At 63.0% G+C, this 16,846-nt stretch carries 19 protein-coding genes, 1 tRNA gene and 2 rRNA genes (1 of these 22 only partly in view); 15 read left to right on the top strand and 7 right to left on the bottom strand.

Translation table 11 applies throughout. The annotated features are described in order from the left end of the window. From LB545_RS22190 to LB545_RS22180, 3 genes are all read left to right on the top strand, one after another. Nucleotides 1-699 (top strand): 23S ribosomal RNA (locus LB545_RS22190) (it extends 2,112 nt beyond the left edge of the window). A 272-nt stretch (nt 700-971) separates the two neighbouring features. Then, nucleotides 972-1,086, top strand: a 5S ribosomal RNA gene (rrf, locus tag LB545_RS22185). A 205-nt stretch (nt 1,087-1,291) separates the two neighbouring features. Further along, nucleotides 1,292-1,368 (top strand) — tRNA-Met (locus LB545_RS22180). A gap of 328 nt (nt 1,369-1,696) precedes the next feature. Here LB545_RS22180 and LB545_RS22175 read toward each other — a convergent pair. Continuing rightward, on the bottom strand, nt 1,697-2,203 hold the full coding sequence (locus LB545_RS22175; RefSeq protein WP_140522630.1) for an Hsp20/alpha crystallin family protein: 507 nt from the start codon (nt 2,201-2,203) through the stop codon (nt 1,697-1,699). A 78-nt stretch (nt 2,204-2,281) separates the two neighbouring features. Then, entirely contained in the window at nt 2,282-2,764 is a 483-nt protein-coding gene (locus tag LB545_RS22170) for an Hsp20 family protein (RefSeq protein WP_140522628.1), read from the bottom strand. 26 nt (nt 2,765-2,790) lie between these two features. Between LB545_RS22170 and LB545_RS22165 the strand changes: the two genes are divergently transcribed. Beyond that, nucleotides 2,791-2,940: a hypothetical protein gene (locus tag LB545_RS22165; RefSeq protein ID WP_181165362.1), complete on the top strand. Its 150-nt coding sequence runs from the start codon at nt 2,791-2,793 to the stop codon at nt 2,938-2,940. Between the two features lie 91 nt (nt 2,941-3,031). Beyond that, the gene (locus LB545_RS22160) at nt 3,032-3,349 is read left to right on the top strand and encodes a DUF982 domain-containing protein (protein ID WP_140500455.1); all 318 of its coding nucleotides are present in this window, start codon (nt 3,032-3,034) and stop codon (nt 3,347-3,349) included. A gap of 123 nt (nt 3,350-3,472) precedes the next feature. On the opposite strand, the gene LB545_RS22155 is transcribed toward LB545_RS22160, so the two are convergent. Both LB545_RS22155 and LB545_RS22150 read right to left on the bottom strand, forming a co-directional pair. Continuing rightward, nucleotides 3,473-3,751 carry an usg protein gene (locus LB545_RS22155; RefSeq protein ID WP_140500453.1) on the bottom strand — a complete coding sequence of 93 codons (279 nt, stop codon included), beginning with the start codon at nt 3,749-3,751 and terminating at the stop codon, nt 3,473-3,475. 24 nt (nt 3,752-3,775) lie between these two features. Continuing rightward, complete coding sequence (locus LB545_RS22150) at nt 3,776-4,117, bottom strand: hypothetical protein (RefSeq protein ID WP_224518916.1); 342 nt, start codon at nt 4,115-4,117, stop codon at nt 3,776-3,778. A 336-nt stretch (nt 4,118-4,453) separates the two neighbouring features. Here LB545_RS22150 and LB545_RS22145 point away from each other — a divergent pair, with 336 nt between their 5' ends. From LB545_RS22145 to LB545_RS22130, 4 genes are all read left to right on the top strand, one after another. Continuing rightward, nucleotides 4,454-4,768 carry a co-chaperone GroES gene (locus LB545_RS22145; RefSeq protein ID WP_140513826.1) on the top strand — a complete coding sequence of 105 codons (315 nt, stop codon included), beginning with the start codon at nt 4,454-4,456 and terminating at the stop codon, nt 4,766-4,768. A gap of 57 nt (nt 4,769-4,825) precedes the next feature. Further along, nucleotides 4,826-6,457, top strand: coding sequence for a chaperonin GroEL (gene groL / locus LB545_RS22140; RefSeq protein ID WP_140513825.1), 1,632 nt, complete (start codon nt 4,826-4,828; stop codon nt 6,455-6,457). A gap of 72 nt (nt 6,458-6,529) precedes the next feature. Next, nucleotides 6,530-6,841 (top strand): hypothetical protein, encoded by a 312-nt coding sequence (locus LB545_RS22135; protein ID WP_224518917.1) that lies wholly within the window; start codon nt 6,530-6,532, stop codon nt 6,839-6,841. 338 nt (nt 6,842-7,179) lie between these two features. Further along, the gene (locus LB545_RS22130; protein ID WP_140565961.1) at nt 7,180-7,476 is read left to right on the top strand and encodes a DUF982 domain-containing protein; all 297 of its coding nucleotides are present in this window, start codon (nt 7,180-7,182) and stop codon (nt 7,474-7,476) included. 87 nt (nt 7,477-7,563) lie between these two features. Here the strand turns inward: LB545_RS22130 and LB545_RS22125 are convergent, their stop codons facing one another. Next, nucleotides 7,564-8,481 carry a LysR family transcriptional regulator gene (locus LB545_RS22125; RefSeq protein ID WP_140879510.1) on the bottom strand — a complete coding sequence of 306 codons (918 nt, stop codon included), beginning with the start codon at nt 8,479-8,481 and terminating at the stop codon, nt 7,564-7,566. 134 nt (nt 8,482-8,615) lie between these two features. Between LB545_RS22125 and LB545_RS22120 the strand changes: the two genes are divergently transcribed. Both LB545_RS22120 and LB545_RS22115 read left to right on the top strand, forming a co-directional pair. Further along, nucleotides 8,616-9,254: a DsbA family protein gene (locus LB545_RS22120; protein WP_224705855.1), complete on the top strand. Its 639-nt coding sequence runs from the start codon at nt 8,616-8,618 to the stop codon at nt 9,252-9,254. A 36-nt stretch (nt 9,255-9,290) separates the two neighbouring features. Further along, nucleotides 9,291-9,902: an NAD(P)-dependent oxidoreductase gene (locus tag LB545_RS22115; RefSeq protein WP_140899028.1), complete on the top strand. Its 612-nt coding sequence runs from the start codon at nt 9,291-9,293 to the stop codon at nt 9,900-9,902. Nucleotides 9,903-9,942: 40 nt separating this feature from the next. Here LB545_RS22115 and LB545_RS22110 read toward each other — a convergent pair whose 3' ends face one another. Continuing rightward, nucleotides 9,943-11,397 (bottom strand): ROK family protein, encoded by a 1,455-nt coding sequence (locus LB545_RS22110; RefSeq protein ID WP_140522616.1) that lies wholly within the window; start codon nt 11,395-11,397, stop codon nt 9,943-9,945. A gap of 35 nt (nt 11,398-11,432) precedes the next feature. Beyond that, complete coding sequence (locus LB545_RS22105; protein ID WP_140500441.1) at nt 11,433-12,341, bottom strand: tagatose-bisphosphate aldolase; 909 nt, start codon at nt 12,339-12,341, stop codon at nt 11,433-11,435. 285 nt (nt 12,342-12,626) lie between these two features. On the opposite strand from LB545_RS22105, the gene LB545_RS22100 reads away from it, so the two are divergent. The 4 genes from LB545_RS22100 to LB545_RS22085 all read left to right on the top strand — a co-directional run bounded on the left by LB545_RS22100 (nt 12,627) and on the right by LB545_RS22085 (nt 16,837). Then, the gene (locus LB545_RS22100; RefSeq protein ID WP_140500440.1) at nt 12,627-13,532 is read left to right on the top strand and encodes a sugar-binding transcriptional regulator; all 906 of its coding nucleotides are present in this window, start codon (nt 12,627-12,629) and stop codon (nt 13,530-13,532) included. Between the two features lie 427 nt (nt 13,533-13,959). Next, nucleotides 13,960-14,937 carry an ABC transporter substrate-binding protein gene (locus LB545_RS22095; protein ID WP_140584091.1) on the top strand — a complete coding sequence of 326 codons (978 nt, stop codon included), beginning with the start codon at nt 13,960-13,962 and terminating at the stop codon, nt 14,935-14,937. Nucleotides 14,938-15,036: 99 nt separating this feature from the next. After that, nucleotides 15,037-16,098 (top strand): ABC transporter permease subunit, encoded by a 1,062-nt coding sequence (locus LB545_RS22090; RefSeq protein ID WP_140500436.1) that lies wholly within the window; start codon nt 15,037-15,039, stop codon nt 16,096-16,098. After that, entirely contained in the window at nt 16,091-16,837 is a 747-nt protein-coding gene (locus LB545_RS22085; protein ID WP_140500435.1) for an ATP-binding cassette domain-containing protein, read from the top strand. The genes LB545_RS22090 and LB545_RS22085 overlap by 8 nt, the downstream gene beginning before the upstream one ends. Nucleotides 16,838-16,846: the final 9 nt, after the last annotated feature.

The raw sequence follows: 16,846 nt of genomic DNA, 5'->3' as shown, positions 1-16,846 counted from the left end.
ATGGATGTCTAACCGCGGCCCGTTATCCGGGTCCGGGACAATGTATGGTGGGTAGTTTGACTGGGGCGGTCGCCTCCTAAAGAGTAACGGAGGCGCGCGATGGTGGGCTCAGAACGGTCGGAAATCGTTCGCTGAGTGCAATGGCATAAGCCTGCCTGACTGCGAGACTGACAAGTCGAGCAGAGACGAAAGTCGGTCATAGTGATCCGGTGGTCCCGCGTGGAAGGGCCATCGCTCAACGGATAAAAGGTACGCCGGGGATAACAGGCTGATGACCCCCAAGAGTCCATATCGACGGGGTTGTTTGGCACCTCGATGTCGACTCATCGCATCCTGGGGCTGGAGCAGGTCCCAAGGGTATGGCTGTTCGCCATTTAAAGCGGTACGTGAGTTGGGTTCAGAACGTCGTGAGACAGTTCGGTCCCTATCTGCCGTGGGTGTAGGAATATTGAAAGGATCTGTCCCTAGTACGAGAGGACCGGGATGGACGGATCTCTGGTGGACCTGTTGTGGCGCCAGCCGCATAGCAGGGTAGCTATATCCGGACGGGATAACCGCTGAAGGCATCTAAGCGGGAAACCCACCTTAAAACGAGTATTCCCTGAGAACCGTGGAAGACGACCACGTTGATAGGCCGGGTGTGGAAGAGCGGCAACGCTTGAAGCTTACCGGTACTAATAGTTCGATCGGCTTGATCGTTCTCATTCCTTATGCCCATCGTGAAACACGATGGTCTGGCCAGCGCTCACGCATGAGCGGCCCTTACGGGCCTATGCTCCGCGAGGGCGCCGGACGACCGGCGACGCGCAGTCGCGCTTGCGGGCTTTGCCCGAAAGCAAACTGTGGATGTCGCTCAGGCACAAAAAGGCAGGTGAAGAGCAACGAGCCAATAGCGAATAGGCATCCCCTGCTCACTATTGCCTACTGCCCAATCCCTAACCCAGCTTCTCGAATAACGTGCGTTTTGCCGACCTGGTGGTTATGGCGGAGCGGCTGCACCCGATCCCATTCCGAACTCGGCCGTGAAACGCTCCAGCGCTGATGGTACTTCGTCTCAAGACGCGGGAGAGTAGGTCGCTGCCAGGTCTGCCAAACGCACGTTAAACTCACATCCCAATCGGATGGATGTGAAATCTTCTCTTCACGAACAGGCCCGCCAACGGGACAACGGGCCGCGTAAGCGGCCCTTTCAATTTGGCGGCGCGAAGCAGGCAATCGCCCGCTTCCAAACATCGAAGCAGAAACACCTGCTTCCAGAGGTCGAAGCAAGCTCACGCTTGCTCATAGGTGGCGCGGGGTGGAGCAGCCCGGTAGCTCGTCAGGCTCATAACCTGAAGGTCACAGGTTCAAATCCTGTCCCCGCAACCAAATCAAAACAGCCCGGCTCACCCCGGGCTGTTCTTGTATCCGGCTGATGGCCCCCCGCTGATTTGAGAACCCTCATCACGGGCCCGCAAATACCCAAAGCCGACGCCCAAGGTCAAAAACAAATCCCGCAAAACCAAACACAATCCGCCCGCCAAAGCCAAGCCAAGCCAAAGCGACCAGGGGGGCGGGCAAGCCGGGCCACCGCACAAAAGACAGACCTGTCGCCGAAAATAATCCAGCCGGCAAAGCAATGGCGTCCGCAGTGTAAGCCGTCAACATCTCGACCTGAACCGGCGGGTGGGTTTATCCAACCGCCGGCATAGGTGGTTCAACTCTTGATTTCGATCCGCTTTGCCTGCGCTTGCGCTTTCGCGGTCTTCGGCAATGTAACCGTCAGGACGCCGTTCCTGAAGCGCGCTTCGACATTGTCTTGCTCTACCTCGACGCCGAGCGGAATGCGGCGCTCGAAACGGCCGTAATAGCGCTCGGAGAACTGGCGCTCCTTGTCCTCGGTCTCGGACCGCTTTTCGCCCTTCAGGGTCAGCACGTCGTCATCGAGCAGGACCTCGATGTCCTTTTCCTCCATGCCGGGCACTTCGGCCGTGACACGGACCTCCTTTCCAGTGTCGGAGATCTCGACGCTTGGCCAGCGTGCGCCCTCGGCGGCAACGGAAGACAAGGATGGCAGCCCCGAACCGAAACCACGGAAAACATCGTCGAAAAGACGGTTGACCTCGCGGTGCAACGACATGAACGGATCACGTTCGCCATCGCGCAAAAGGCTGGGCACCTGTCCGCGTTCCCGGCCAAAAGGAATGAGATCACGTACGCTCATTGTCTTTCTCCTCTTTGCTTGCGTCTCCACCACCGGGCGACCGGCGTCCGGTTGGTGGAAGCCCTGACCCGAATTGCCTCACGCGGCCTGTTTTTCCACTTGCACGGGCTTTGCCGCGGATTTTTCCTTGGCTTTGGCCATGCTGGTGCCGATCTCGATCTTGCGCGGTTTCATCTCTTCGGGAATCTCACGCTGAAGATCGACGGTCAGGAGACCGTTGACGAGGCCGGCGCCGGTCACCTTCACATGGTCGGCAAGTTCGAAGCGTCGCTCAAACGGCCGTCCGGCGATGCCGCGATGCAGGTATTCGCCATTGTCCTCTCCGGCACGCTCGCCGGCGATGACGAGCATGTTGGGTTCATGCACGATGCTCAATTCGTCTTGACTGAAGCCGGCTACCGCCATGGTGATGCGGTAGGCGTCGTCACCGGTCCTGGAGATATCGTAGGGCGGCCAGTTGTCGACGTTCGCCGTGCGGCTGGCATTCTCCAGCAGGTCGAAAATACGGTCGAAGCCTATGCTCGACCGATAGAGTGGTGAAAAGTCGAAAGCGGTTCTCATAGCCATATCCTCCTTCGCTGAGCAACATGGGTACGAGGAGTGCCAAGGATGCGGCACTCCTTGACCTGCCGGCCCTTCCGGCGCCGGCGGAATCGATCTGGGAACTGACGGGCGTGGCGTCAAGAGGCCTGATCGAACGTCTCGTCGAGATTCCGGCGGCCCTTGACGCGGCCTGAACGGCTGACCATCTCGATCACGGATGGACGGTCGCCGGTGACGCCATCCGATTGCTTACTCGCAAAAAGACGTCAAAAAACGGAGGAAGTGATGAACGATATTCGGTTTCCCCAGCCGATTACCCTCGAATTGTCGGACGCCCCACGCAAGGTCGCCAGCAGCTTCGAGGCTCTGGAATGCCTGGATCAACAATGGCCGAAATGGGCGCGCGGACCAAGCTGGCGCGCCGCCGGCCGTGCATGCCGTGATGCGCTGGATGGCTGGCGCAGCGGGCGTGCCGCCTACAAGGCCTTCTTGAAGGCGGCCAAGCGAGCCGGCCTGACGAGGGGCCGCTCCGCTTCGCCCCAGCAATTCCGTTCCGCGGCGATGTCAAGGACGGCCCAGCCGATGGCTGTCAGAGCAGGATGACACGAATCCCATCACTCATCCTGCTCGGGAACTCTGATTTTAGGTATGCTCAATCGAGCCTTTGAGCGCGCCGCGTTGCAGGCGACGCGCTTCAGGTTTTTTGATCCGCTCAATGTGATCCGCTCAATGGATGGCAACGATGCCGTCAACGGCGCGCCATTCCGACGGTGTGATTAGACGATGATGTGCGACGCGCACGGAATGCAGCGTGCCGTCCAGTTCGCTTTCCCAATAGCCAAGGAAGCCCTTCAGCTCCGGGAAATCGGGAGCGAGGTCGTATTCCTGCCAGACATAGAGCTGCAGCAGGTTGGGGTAGTCAGGCATATGATAGTGAATCTCGGCCGTGGTCAGGCCGTAGCCGTCCATCTGCAGGCGGAATTCTCTGCTGACCGCAGTCACCATATGTTTCTCCTTTCGCTTACGACCTCATGCATTCATCCTGGCGAAGTCGTGCCGGAATTCATCCGGCGTGGACCGCGGCGCCGGCACGTCGATGTCGAGCTTGCACAAGGCCTCCATGACGTGGTCGAAGGAAACCGGCCGCTCGACTCCCGGCGGCAGGCGCAGTTCCGGCATCGACTCCACCGCGCAGGCATCCGAGGCCCAAGACGACAGGATCGCCCGCTTTTCCCAGAGGTCGAGCGCGTCGTCTTCCAATACCTCGTCAGGATGTTTGAAGTGCCTCGCCGGCGAAAGCAGCCGGTCAAGCGAGGTGTCGGGCGTGTCAGTCAGGGAAGGCATGATCGGCGAAAATTTCTGTCGGTCCATCGCTGTCCTCCGTCTGCAAAAACTCCTCGATAGCGTCCAGTTTCCGGCTGTGCTTTGGCAGCGCCGGCCCGGATAATCTTGTTGGCTCTTCACCAAAATTCAAGCGGTGAAATCGTCGACCTGGCGAGAATCCCTGCATGATAACAACGCGTTGGCACTCTCATGCGACGAGTGCCAAAATTTTTGCGCGGACCTCTTGAAACCGGAAAATTCCAAAACTAGCTCGATATGCGCGCGCGATGCCTGAACAAGGGTCGCGGCACCTCTTGCCGGGCCGATATTGCCGGTCCGGCGCGGAGGAACCTCAAAAACTGTTTGTCCTTGAAGGAGAACGACATGACGTTCCGCCCATTGCACGACCGTATCCTGGTCCGCCGCATCGAAGCCGAGGAGAAAACGGCTGGCGGCATTATCATTCCCGACACAGCCAAGGAAAAGCCGCAGGAAGGCGAGGTGATCGCCGCCGGCCCCGGCGCCCGAAACGAAGCCGGGCAGCTACAGCCGCTCGACGTCAAGGTGGGTGACCGCATTCTGTTCGGCAAATGGTCCGGCACCGAGATCAAGCTCGGCGGCCAAGACCTGATCATCATGAAGGAAAGCGATGTGATGGGCGTGATCGAGCAGACCGCGACCGTGAAGAAGGCCGCCTGACGGCTTCTTGCCAAGTTATCAGTCAACGAAAGCTGCCTAAATTGAAGGAGTGATCCAATGGCTGCCAAGGAAGTGAAATTCCATACCGAAGCCCGCGAGAAGATGCTGCGCGGCGTCGACATTCTGGCCAATGCGGTGAAGGTGACGCTCGGTCCCAAAGGCCGCAACGTCGTTATCGATAAATCCTTCGGCGCGCCGCGCATCACCAAGGATGGTGTGACGGTGGCCAAGGAGATCGAACTGGAAGACAAGTTCGAAAACATGGGCGCGCAGATGGTGCGCGAAGTCGCTTCGAAGACCAACGACATCGCCGGCGACGGCACCACAACCGCGACCGTTCTGGCCCAAGCCATCGTCAAGGAAGGCGCCAAGGCCGTCGCCTCGGGCATGAATCCGATGGATTTGAAACGCGGCATCGACAAGGCCGTGGAAGCGGTCGTCGCCGAACTGAAGGCCAACGCCCGCAAGGTGACGAAAAACGATGAGATCGCCCAGGTCGGCACCATTTCGGCCAATGGCGATCCCGAGATCGGCCGGTTCCTCGCCGAGGCGATGGAGAAGGTCGGCAATGAAGGTGTCATCACGGTGGAGGAGGCCAAGACCGCCGAGACCGAACTGGAGGTGGTCGAAGGCATGCAGTTCGACCGCGGCTATCTCAGCCCGTACTTCATCACCAACCAGGACAAGATGCGCGTCGAGCTCGAAGAGCCCTATGTGCTGATCCACGAGAAGAAACTGTCCAACCTGCAAGCCATGCTCCCCGTCCTCGAGGCAGTCGTGCAGTCGGGCAAGCCGCTGCTGATCATCGCCGAGGATGTCGAGGGCGAGGCGCTCGCCACGCTGGTCGTGAACAAATTGCGCGGCGGCCTGAAGGTCGCGGCAGTCAAGGCGCCCGGCTTCGGCGATCGCCGCAAGGCGATGCTGGAGGATATTGCCATCCTCACCGGCGGCACGGCGATCAGCGAGGATCTCGGCATCAAGCTCGAGAATGTCACGCTGCAGATGCTGGGCCGCGCCAAGAAAGTGGTGATCGAAAAAGAAAACACCACCATCGTCGACGGCGTTGGCCGCAAGGAAGAGATCCAGGGCCGCATCGCCCAGATCAAAGCGCAGATCGAGGAGACTACCTCCGACTACGACCGCGAGAAACTGCAGGAGCGGCTGGCGAAGCTCGCCGGTGGCGTCGCCGTCATCCGTGTCGGCGGTTCGACGGAAGTCGAGGTGAAGGAGCGCAAGGACCGTGTCGACGACGCGCTGCATGCGACCCGTGCGGCGGTCGAGGAAGGCGTACTCCCGGGCGGCGGCGTCGCGTTGCTCCGGGCCGCCAAGGCGCTCGATGCCTTGCCGATCGACAATGCCGACCAGAGGACCGGTGTCGAGATCGTGCGGCGTGCGATCGAGACCCCGGTGCGCCAGATCGCGGAGAACGCCGGCGCCGAGGGCTCGATCATCGTCGGCAAGCTGCGTGAGAAGAGCGAGTTCGGCTGGGGCTGGAACGCCCAGACCAACGAGTTCGGCGATCTCTACGGCCAAGGCGTCATCGATCCGGCAAAGGTCGTGCGCACCGCGCTTCAGGATGCCGCTTCCGTCGCTGGCCTGCTGGTCACCACCGAGGCGATGGTGGCCGAGAAGCCAAAGAAGGAGGCCGCGACCCCTGCCATGCCCGCCGGCGCGGGCATGGACTTCTAGGACGCCGGGAGGCCGCCCGCTCCCACAAGGGGGAGCGGGCGCTTCCCGGGGAAAGTTTGGAGAGAGACCACTATGACCGGTATCGGTTCCGTTTCGGCGCCCACGCATCCGGCAAACGAATTTCTCGCCTACGAGGCAGAATGCAGGAGCGTGCTGGGGCCATTGTTGATGCGTGTTCTCGACATGGCCGAGTCCGCAGGCTGGAGCCGCCGTACGGCGGCGTCGACGCTGATGTTCCTGGCCGCGCAGCATGTGTCGGCAGCCTCGGAAGGCTCCGGCGGCTCAACCAGGGATGGAGGACGCGATCATCGGAGCCCCACAGCAAACGATGGACCGATGTCCGGTTGGGAAGAGGACCGACATGATCGTGGGCCAATTGCGTGAATGCCTGAAAACGTTGAGGTGGAAAGCGGCAGACCTCGTCGACGAGCTTGGTTGCCCGCAAAGCCAGGTCGCCGCCTGGCTCGATGGGCGGGCGCTTCCGCCGCTTTCCGTCCTTGCCTGGCTCGAGGCGCTCGCCAGGGCGCATAGGGCGCTACCGGCGCCTGGCCGAGGCTCGCCGGTGCTCAAGCCAAGCCCGGTCGAGCCAGCCGAGATCAGGCTCGTGGCCGCCGGAAATCCGACGACACCGGCGCACCCGCCCTATCCGCGCCGACCTGTCTTCGCGCACCAGGCTGCGCGACATGCTTCGGTTCGTTTGCCATCGAATGGAGGTTTAAATCATGGCACAGATGCGCTTTGAAGAACCCGTGACGATCTTGGTCGGAATGGGGCTTCCGGTAACGATCGAGACTGCGATGGAAGCATATGCCGTGTTGCAGGACTGGCCCGTTGCCAGCCGAAACGGCGCCCATGCCGTCGCCCTCAACGCTTGCAAAGCCGGCATTGCCGGCAAGATCGATGCGGAAACCGTGCGGGCGACCTTGATCGCCTTCGCGCGCCGCAATGACATTCTGGTGCCGAATATGATCTCGCCTGCCAGTATCGCATCCGGTGGCCGCGCCGTGCGAGCGGATTGAGTATCTATTTGCGACCTATCGGTGAGCGCCCCGGCGATCCAAAATGATCGGCCCGTCAGCCTCGAGCTGGCGGGCTGTCTCGTCGCCTCAGGCCGTTTCGACGAGACGCGAGCGTTTCTTCTCGGCGGCCGCCAGCAACTCGACGAAGGCGCGGACCTTGGCTGGCCGGAACCGGGCCGGAGGGAAAACGGCATGGATGCCGCCGGCAGGCAACATCCAGTCGGCAAATACCGGCACGAGACGCCCCTCGGCGATATCGTCGCCGACACTGTAGTCGGGAAATACGCCCAATCCGATACCGGCGAGCACGCAGGCAAGAGCCGCCGGGCTCTTGTCGCACATGATGACCGGGTTGAGTTCGGTCAACACCGTTTCTCCCTCTCTTGAAAACAGCCATTGGCCGATGCCGCGCAGCTGGGCGTTGCCGACCCAGGCAAGCGATCTTGCCTGGCGCGGGGTGACATCGGGCGGCAGGCTTGCGGCGAAGGTCGGGTTCGCCACCACGACCTGCTGTATCGTGCCCAGGCGCCGCGCCTGATTGGACGAATCCGCAAGCCAGCCGACGCGGATGCCGAGGTCGATCTGCTCGTCCACCAGATTGCTGACGGCGTCATCGAAAATCGCCTCGACGCGCATATGCGGATAAGTTCGGAGATAGGCGGCCATGACCGGCGCAACGATCTTCGTGCCATAGTCGAGCGGCGCGGTCAGCCTCAGCATTCCCTTGGGTTCGACTGCCCCGTGCGAGATCTCACCATAGGCCGCTTCTGCTTCGCGCAGGATGATCATCGCGCGGTCGTAGAAGAGGCGACCCTCCTCGGTCGGCGTGACACGCCGCGTCGTGCGCCGCATGAGCGTCGCGCCCAATTCCTGCTCAAGCCTGCCGACCTGGTGGCTGACCACGGCCTTGGCCACGCCAAGCCGGTCCGCCGCCGTGGTGAACGAGCCTGTCTCCATCACCGTGGTGAAATAGACGAGCCGATTGAGATTGAGGAGTTCGGTCACATGCTTTGTCTGATTAGATCAGACAGTTTGTATTATTGGGCACCATTTATTGCAAGACCATCACCTGCCACATGTAAGCCAAGACATTTGGCGGACGGGGCAGCCAACGCCACCGCAACGGAGACCGGGCGACCGTGGGCAATCCAGAAGTGACCTACCTTTTCGATCCGCTCTGCGGCTGGTGCTATGGCGCAAGCCCGATGCTCGAAAAACTGTCCGGCAGCGGCGTGCGCGTCGAGCTCTTGCCGACCGGGCTGTTTTCGGGGGCAGGCGCTCGGCCGATGGATGACGGTTTTGCCGCCCATGCCTGGGCGAACGACCAGCGCATCGAGCGGTTAACGGGACAGGTTTTCACGCAGGCCTATCGGGACAACGTGCTGAATGTTCGCGGCACGTTGCTGGATTCCCATGCCGCGACCCTCGCGATTACCGCAGCGGGCCCGGAAGATCCCGGCCGCCGGCTGGCCGCGCTGAAGGCGATCCAGAACGCGCGCTATGTCGATGGGCGCGATATCGTCACGGTCGGCGGTGTCGCCGAGGTGCTCGCCGACGCCGGCATGGCCGATGCCCGCGAACTGGTGAAGGCGCCAACCGAAGGATTGCTGACAGCTCACCGCGAACTGGTCGGCCGAGGCCGCGCGCTGTTCCAGCGCCTGCATTCCAACGGCGTGCCTTCGCTCGCCATCATCAGCAACGATGCGCCGCGCCTCATCGGTTCGAACGCGCTGTTCGGCAGTTTCGACAATCTCCTCGCTCATATCGCGGCCGCGTGATCCCCAACCGACCTCCAACAAGGAATGGAAAAAGATATGGCAAAAGTCGCTCTCATCGGCGCATCGGGCGAAGTCGGTTCGCGCCTGCTCAAGGAACTCTCCGACCGTGGCCATACCGTCACCGGCATCGCCCGCAATCCTGAAAAAATCGCTGCGCTGCCTGGCGTGACGGCCAGGAAGGGCGATGTCTTCGACATGGAAGGCCTGGCCAAGCTGATCCGCGGCCATGATGTGGTGATCAGTTCGGTGCATTTCCTCGACAGCGATGCCGACACGCTGATCGCCGCGGTGCGAGCCTCCGGCGTGAAGCGCTACCTGGTCGTCGGCGGTGCGGGCAGCCTTGAGGTCGCGCCCGGCAAGCGGCTGGTCGACACGCCCGAATTTCCCGACATCTACAAGGCCGAGGCGCAGAAGGGCGCCGACTTCCTCGACAAGTTGAAGACCATCGATGACCTCGATTGGACGTTCCTGTCGCCGTCCGCCATGTTCATCCCGGGCGAGCGAACCGGCAAGTTCCGCCTCGGCAAGGACACGCTTCTGGCTTCGCACAAGGGCAGCAGCATTTCCTTCGAGGATTACGCCATCGCGATGGTCGACGAGATCGAGAAGCCCGCCCACATAAAGCAGCGCTTCACCGTCGGTTATTGACTAGGCAGGCCAGGCCACATGCTTCTTGTCCACCAACATTCTAAACGTCGCCCGTCATCATCGCTCGCAGCCATGCCGTGATGGCATCGAGGTCGATCGGTTTCGTCGTGTCGACGTCGAAGAGCGGACCGCGCCGCAGCGGTTCGGCGCGCCTGGCGAGTTCGATCAGTTCGGGGATATAGGACGCGCCTGGATGGCCGGGGAGACGCTGGCCGAGCCGGGCGCCGTAACGCTCGGCAAGGACTTCGCCGGGCGCATGGCACCAGATTTCGACGGTCTGTTCGACCCCGGCATTCCTGAGATGATCATCGAGCAGCTCGCGCGGCTGGAAACCGAACCAGGCGTCGACGATGAATGTGGAGCCCGCTGGGGCTTCGCCGACGACTGACCAGATCGCCCGATAGCTGGCGCGGCCGAGCGTGCGGTTGAATGCGCGGTCGCCGCCGCCGAGCACCTCGAGAAACGGATTCTTGATCGTGTCGAGCGCAAGCAACGGCCATCCCATGCGGTCGGCGATGCCGCGCGACACCGTGCTCTTGCCGCTGGCCGGGATGCCGTTGACCAGCACGGCGCGCCTGGCCGCGCCGGCTTGCACAAAATGCCGGCCAAAAATCGGCGCTGTCGCCATGTCTGTTCCGGCCAGCGCCTGCAATCCCGCCCCGATCACGCCGGCGTCGTCGCCGAGCTGCGCCGGCTCGACCGGGCACTGGTACCACGGCGCCAGGGCCGGCGCGCGGCCGAGCGCCTTGTGTGCCGCCCAGCCAAGACCGCCGCCGAGCAGGACGACACCGGGGTCGAACATGGCGACGCTGGTATCGATGGCGGCACGTAAGGGCATTGCCCAGGCTTCGAGTATAGTGCGCGCCTGGATGTCTCCGGCGGCGTCGCGGGCAAAGAGCTGGTCGACCGAAAGGTCGGTACGCAAGCCGGCCCGCGCGATGTGACGGCCAAGCGCGGTGCCCGAACTGGTGGTCTCGACACAACCGCGCCGGCCGCAGGCGCAGACCTCGCCATTGACGTCGACAGTGATGTGGCCGAGCTGCCCTGCCGTTGCCCGGCCACGCACGATCCGCCGATGTTGAGCGACGGCCCCGCCAATGCCGGTGCCGATGGTGAACATGGCGACGTCGTGATGGCCCCGGCCGGCGCCGAGCGCCATCTCGGCGACCAGTGCCATGTTGCAGTCATTGTCGATGACGACGGGCTTGCCGGCCATGTCTTCCAGGCGCTGCGCCAGCGAGACGGAGGCCAGATTGACGTAGCCGCCGGACAGGACCGCGCGGCGATCCGCGTCGACGCGACCGGGAACACCGATGCCGATGGCCGAAACCTCCGATGTGTCGAGCCGGCGCACCATCCCGGCGATCCGCGAGAGCACAGCCTGCGGGTCCGGCGCGCTCTTTTCGGACAGACGTTCGAGGATTTCGCCGGCGCCCGAAATGCGGGCGGCCCGCAGATTGGTGCCGCCTATATCTATCCCTATGCTGAGAGGCATGACGTCCTGCACGTGTCGGTGATCCAACGCGGATATCAGGCGGCGGCCTTGCGCCGGTGATGCCCGATTACCGCCTGGATCTCACGCAATCGCGGCACCGCGATGGTCTTAAGCCTTTCGCGCTGAATGTCACGATCGAGCGAGATGCAGTCCTTCCACAGCGAGCGGCCGGCGATGACGCCGGAGGCGCCGTTCTGCATGGCAATCTCGACCTGGCCGAGGAAGGTGGCGTGGTTGACGCCGGCCGAAAGCACCGCCCACGGCACCTCGCCAGCCATTCTGGTGATGTTGGCGCAGGCTTCCGGCGTTCCGGGATACGGAAGCTTCAGCACCTTTGCCCCGCACTCCAGCGATATCCTTGTGCCTTCCTCGACGAGCCAGGGGGTCTTCGCCGCATAATCTTCCGGGCTTTCGTCTTCGAGCTGATAGGTCAGGAATTCGACGACGAGCAACAAATCTTCCTGCCCGAAATCGGCGATGCATTGGCGCAGGATGGCGATGTTGTGCTCATTCGCTTCGGGCTTGTCGGCCCGCAGATACACCATGATCTTGCCGCCCGTGCCACCCAGTTCGCGCACGCGGCGCGCATCGATGCCGGGGACAAGGCGCGACAGGCGATAGCCTTCAGGCGAGACGTCGAAACCCGAGGCGTCGAGGCCGATAAGCAGCGCGGTATCGCGGTTCAGCACGCCCTCCTCGACAACCCGCGGCACCGCGCAGAGCGGGTCGAGCAGCACGCAGGACGCGGCACTTGCAAGGTAGCGCGTGATGTCGGCCTTGGTGTCGCCGAGCATGTCGTTGGTGATCCTGGCCTGTTCGGCCGGATCCGACGCCAGCAAGGTGCGCATGCCGCCGCGCTGGTCGCAGGCGATGGCCAGCATGGCCCCGTCCTTGCCGCATATCTGCTGATAGCCGCGCAGCTCCGCGGTGGTCATCTTTGTCATGGTCTCTGTCCGATGTTGGCGCTCTCTGGCCGAGGGCGCGGATCCCGTGGAAACAAGAATGTTCAGTTTTTGCCCGCCTGCCGGCAGGGGAGAATTGCCGTCTTGATGCGCCGTCCATTGCCCGGAAAAGCACACCTTGCCGGCGCCTGGGCAGGACGGCCTCAAGTTGCGAGTTCGCCGGATTTGCGCGATAACTCCCATCGGCGTATACGTGTGTAACACGTTGCTGAAAGGAATTGCAAGCTGGCTGTCCCTCCCATTCAGGATGCGACCGCATCGCGCACGATGCTGCACACGGTCGCCAAACTGCATTACGAGGCGGAGATGTCGCAGGTCGATATCGCGCGGCAGCTTGGCGTCTCCACCGCGACCATATCGCGCCTCTTGCAGCGGGCGCGGGCGGAAGGGATCGTCCGTATCGAGGTTCTCGATCTGGCGGCACCTGAGGAGATCACCGGACAGCTAATCGATAGGCTAGGCCTGCGTGACGCAGCGGTGGTCGAGACGCCGGCCGCAGGCGCGCTGACGGCGCTGGCCGGCCCGCTCGGCGGCCTTCTCAAGCAGGCGCAATTGGTGGCCGGCTCCGTGGTCGCCATCGGCTGGGGGCGCGCGGTGCGCGAGGTGATCCGCGCCGGCCTGCCGCGCATTCCGGGCGTGCTGACCGTTGCCGCCACCGGCGGCATGCAGCAGCACGCGGCGCATTTTCAGGTCAACGAATTCGTCCGCCTCGCCGCCGAGGAGTTCGGCGGGACACCGCACTTCATTCATGCGCCCTATCTGCCTTCCAGTGAATTGCGTGAAGTCTTCCTTGGTGATGCCGCCATCAGCGATGCCGTCGCGCTGTGGGACAGGACCGATGTGGCGATCGTCGGCATCGGCCTGCCGCATGCCATCAATGCACCCGAGGCGAGCGCCGCCACGCCGAGCGAGCAGGCGCTGGTCCATGCGGCCGGCGATGTCCTTCGGCATTATTTCGATGCCGATGGCGCGCTGATCGCCTGGGAAGGAGAGGGCCGGATGATCGCTATGTCGCCGGCGCAGCTCCGCGCCGTGCCGCTGGTGATCGGTGTCGCGGCGTCGCCGGAAAAGGCGACGGCCATCATCGGCGCCGCTCGCGCTCAGCTGATCAACGCCGTGATAACGGATACGAAGACGGCGCAAGCCATCCTCGCTACCCTGCCGCCGCGATAGTGCCGCCCGCCGCCCCGCCGCCGCATTCCAGTTCGCGAGGGCGATTTTACGAAATCGGTTGTGCCGCCGAGAAGTCGAGGCAATAGTTCGGCGGGACTTTGTGGAGCAGTCGGATGTTGCGTGAAAAATCCGGCGTTGCGACCCGGAAAACCGAGTTGCAATTTATTTCTGCAAAGTGTTACAAGTTTGTGAACTTGGCGTGCAATGCATGCCGGGTGCTGTGGTTCTCTGACCTCGCGGAGGCGAGGAAGTGACCGTGGCTATCGTGCCGGTCGGCTGGACCGGCTGACATATCGACTGGAGGGCGCTTGGGAGGAGCTGCCCGCGAAAAGCAAACAGGCGTTCCCGGCCGTCTTGTCCCAAGCGGACGACGGCCATTCGATGTCACTTGCAACGGCAGATCTGCCAACACAATGAGGAGGATGTCATGAAGAAGATCGTTGCCGCGCTTGCGGCTCTCGCCGTCAGCGCGACGGTGCTTATCGCGCCCGCGCAGGCGCAGGACAAGAAATACACCATCGCGCTCGTTCCGGGCCTGACCACCGACGGTTTCTACATCACCATGCGCAAGGGCGCCCAGGCCGCGGCCGACGCCCTTGGCGTGAATCTGGTCTTCCAGGGCGCTCCTGAGTTCAATCCGGTCACCCAGGTGCCGGTGCTCGACGCGGTCATCGCCAAGAAGCCGGACGCGATCCTGATCGCGCCTACCGACAAGGTCCAGCTGGTCGAGCCGCTGCGCAAGGCCAATGACGCAGGCATTCCGGTCATCACCGTGGATACGTTCATCGGCACCGGCGCCTATCAGACCGGAGCGGGTGACGCCGATTTCCCGCTGGCCTACATCGCTTCGGACAATGTGCTGGGCGGCGAAATCGCGGCGCGGGCGCTTGCCAAGGCCGTCGGCGACAAGGGCAAGGTCTACGTCTCCAACGTCAAGCCCGGCATCTCGACCACCGACCAGCGCGAGGAAGGCTTCAAGAAGGAGATGGCCAACCATCCCGGCATCACCGTTCTCGAGACCCAGTTCAATGACGACGACGCCAACAAGGCGGCCTCGCAGCTGCAGGCGGTGTTCGCGCGCAACCCCGACCTCGTCGGCGTGTTCGGCGCCAATCTGTTCTCGGCGCTGGGCGCCGCCAATGGCGTCAAGCAGGCAGGGCAGACGGGCACCGTCAAAGTGGTTGCCTTCGATGCTCCGACCAGCATCGTCGACAACATCAACACCGGCCTTGTGGATGTGGCGATCGCCCAGCATCCCGCAGAGATCGGCTATTTCGGCGTCGTCTCGGCCTATGCCCACCTGACCGGCCAATCCATCCCGGTCATGATCGGCACCGGCTTCACGATCATGGACAAGTCCAACATCGCCGATCCGAACATCTCGAAGTATCTCTATTCCGAGTAAGTCCGGACCAGCTTGGCTCTTCCCGGTGCGCCGGGAGGAGCCTGTGCCGGTCCCGCCAGGGCGGGACCTGTTTGAAGGCAGCCGCGCCGCGGAGTACTCATGACCTCGACATCACCAGCACAGCCAGCCGAGAAGCATGTCGCCCCCCAGGCTGACCACGGCGATCCCGCCAGGAGCTGGATCGCACGCATCGCCGAGGGGCGCGCCTGGCTGTTTCTCGCCGGCCTGATCATCTGTTTCGAGATCTGGTCGCGGAGCGCCTTCGGCGCCACTTTCGTGCTCAATCCGTTCAATCTTCAATCCATCGCGATTTTCGCCGTGGCGCCGCTGCTTTTGGCGACCGGGCAGACCTTTGTCATCATATCAGGCGGCATCGACCTTTCGCTGGGCTTCATCATGGGCCTTGCCGCGGTCATCGCCGCGCATGCCACCAACATGGCGGGCGCCGCCATTCCGTTGCCGTTGGCCATGCTGGCCGGCATCCTTGCCGCGGTGATCGTGGCCGGCGTGCCCGGCGTCATCAACGGCTTGCTGATCTCGCGGCTCAGGGTTCCGCCCTTCATCGGCACGCTCGGCATGTTCGGCGTCGCCCGCGGTGTCGCCTTCCTGCTTGCCGGCGGCACGACGGTGCCGGTACAGAACTCCTGGTTCGCACTGCTCGGCAACGGCAAGTTCCATGGCGTGCCCTATCTGGTGATGATCGCCGCTGTCTTCGTCGTCGTGATGCACTATCTGCTCAGCCAGACCCGGTTCGGCCAGCACAATTACGCCATCGGCGCCAATGTGCAGGCGGCGCGCCGCGCCGGCATCGACATCAGGGGCCACATCCTGCGGCTCTACGTGCTGTCGGCAATGTGCGCCGGCCTTGGCGGCGCGCTCTATGCCGCGCGCTTCACGGCGGGGGCAGCGCAGGCCGGCGAACCGCTGCTGCTCGACAGCGTCGCGGCGGTGGTGATCGGCGGCGCCAGCCTGTTCGGCGGCTCCGGCACGATCTTCGGCACCGTCGCCGGCGCGCTGGTGATCGCGGTCATCCAATACGGGCTGGTCTTCGTCAATGTGGAGCCGTTCTGGCAGTTCATCGCCGTCGGCGTCGTCATCATCATTTCCGTTCTCATCGACCAGGCGCAGCGCCGGTTCAGTGGAGCCCGTCAGGATGAATAGCACCGAGCCCCTCCTCGAAGTCCGGAACCTTTCCAAGCACTTCGGTGCGGTACGGGCGCTCAACGATTTCTCCATGGCCGTGCGGCCGGGCGAAGTGGTGGCGCTTGCCGGCGACAATGGCGCCGGCAAGACGACCCTGATCAAGGCAATATCGGGCGTGTTCCAGCCGACGGGCGGAGAAATCCTGCTCAGAGGTCAGCCGGTGGCTTTCGCCACGCCGCAGGAGGCGCGCGAAAAGGGCATCGAGACGATCTACCAGGATCTCGCGCTGGCCGACAATCTGTCGATCGGTGCCAACATCTTCCTCGGCCGCGAACCGATGCGCAAGGCGTTCGGCTTCCTGCCGGTGCTCGACCGCAAGGCCATGGCCGAGGCCGCCAGGGAGACGATGAAGCGGCTGGACTTCCACGTCAGCCGATTGAACGCGCCGGTCAGCAATTTCTCCGGCGGCCAGCGCCAGGCCGTGGCCATCGGCCGCGCCGTCTACTGGGACGCGCAGATCCTGATCATGGATGAACCGACGGCCGCGCTCGGCGTGCCGGAGCAGCGCAAGGTGATTTCGCTCATCCATCAGCTCAAGGCGCAAGGGCGCGGCGTGATCTTCATCTCGCATAATCTGCAGGACATCTTCGCCGTTTCCGATCGCATCGTCGTGCTGCGGCGTGGGATCCAGGCCGGCGAGCGCAAGATTTCCGAGACCAACCATGACGAGGTCGTCAGGCTGATGGTCGGCGGCTAAGGCCGTCGA

The organism is Mesorhizobium sp. BR1-1-6 (assembly GCF_020165355.1).
Classification (GTDB): Bacteria; Pseudomonadota; Alphaproteobacteria; order Rhizobiales; family Rhizobiaceae; genus Mesorhizobium.
This window is presented reverse-complemented; position numbering and strand designations above follow the sequence as displayed.

What these genes read in the sequence shown, in the direction of transcription:
- LB545_RS22175 (WP_140522630.1), bottom strand. Translation starts at nt 2,203, where the DNA reads ATGAGCGTACGTGATCTCATTCCTTTTGGCCGGGAACGCGGACAGGTG.
- LB545_RS22170 (WP_140522628.1), bottom strand. Translation starts at nt 2,764, where the DNA reads ATGAGAACCGCTTTCGACTTTTCACCACTCTATCGGTCGAGCATAGGC.
- LB545_RS22165 (WP_181165362.1), top strand. Translation starts at nt 2,791, where the DNA reads ATGGGTACGAGGAGTGCCAAGGATGCGGCACTCCTTGACCTGCCGGCC.
- LB545_RS22160 (WP_140500455.1), top strand. Translation starts at nt 3,032, where the DNA reads ATGAACGATATTCGGTTTCCCCAGCCGATTACCCTCGAATTGTCGGAC.
- LB545_RS22155 (WP_140500453.1), bottom strand. Translation starts at nt 3,751, where the DNA reads ATGGTGACTGCGGTCAGCAGAGAATTCCGCCTGCAGATGGACGGCTAC.
- LB545_RS22150 (WP_224518916.1), bottom strand. Translation starts at nt 4,117, where the DNA reads ATGGACCGACAGAAATTTTCGCCGATCATGCCTTCCCTGACTGACACG.
- LB545_RS22145 (WP_140513826.1), top strand. Translation starts at nt 4,454, where the DNA reads ATGACGTTCCGCCCATTGCACGACCGTATCCTGGTCCGCCGCATCGAA.
- groL (WP_140513825.1), top strand. Translation starts at nt 4,826, where the DNA reads ATGGCTGCCAAGGAAGTGAAATTCCATACCGAAGCCCGCGAGAAGATG.
- LB545_RS22135 (WP_224518917.1), top strand. Translation starts at nt 6,530, where the DNA reads ATGACCGGTATCGGTTCCGTTTCGGCGCCCACGCATCCGGCAAACGAA.
- LB545_RS22130 (WP_140565961.1), top strand. Translation starts at nt 7,180, where the DNA reads ATGGCACAGATGCGCTTTGAAGAACCCGTGACGATCTTGGTCGGAATG.
- LB545_RS22115 (WP_140899028.1), top strand. Translation starts at nt 9,291, where the DNA reads ATGGCAAAAGTCGCTCTCATCGGCGCATCGGGCGAAGTCGGTTCGCGC.
- LB545_RS22110 (WP_140522616.1), bottom strand. Translation starts at nt 11,397, where the DNA reads ATGCCTCTCAGCATAGGGATAGATATAGGCGGCACCAATCTGCGGGCC.
- LB545_RS22105 (WP_140500441.1), bottom strand. Translation starts at nt 12,341, where the DNA reads ATGACAAAGATGACCACCGCGGAGCTGCGCGGCTATCAGCAGATATGC.
- LB545_RS22100 (WP_140500440.1), top strand. Translation starts at nt 12,627, where the DNA reads ATGCTGCACACGGTCGCCAAACTGCATTACGAGGCGGAGATGTCGCAG.
- LB545_RS22095 (WP_140584091.1), top strand. Translation starts at nt 13,960, where the DNA reads ATGAAGAAGATCGTTGCCGCGCTTGCGGCTCTCGCCGTCAGCGCGACG.
- LB545_RS22090 (WP_140500436.1), top strand. Translation starts at nt 15,037, where the DNA reads ATGACCTCGACATCACCAGCACAGCCAGCCGAGAAGCATGTCGCCCCC.
- LB545_RS22085 (WP_140500435.1), top strand. Translation starts at nt 16,091, where the DNA reads ATGAATAGCACCGAGCCCCTCCTCGAAGTCCGGAACCTTTCCAAGCAC.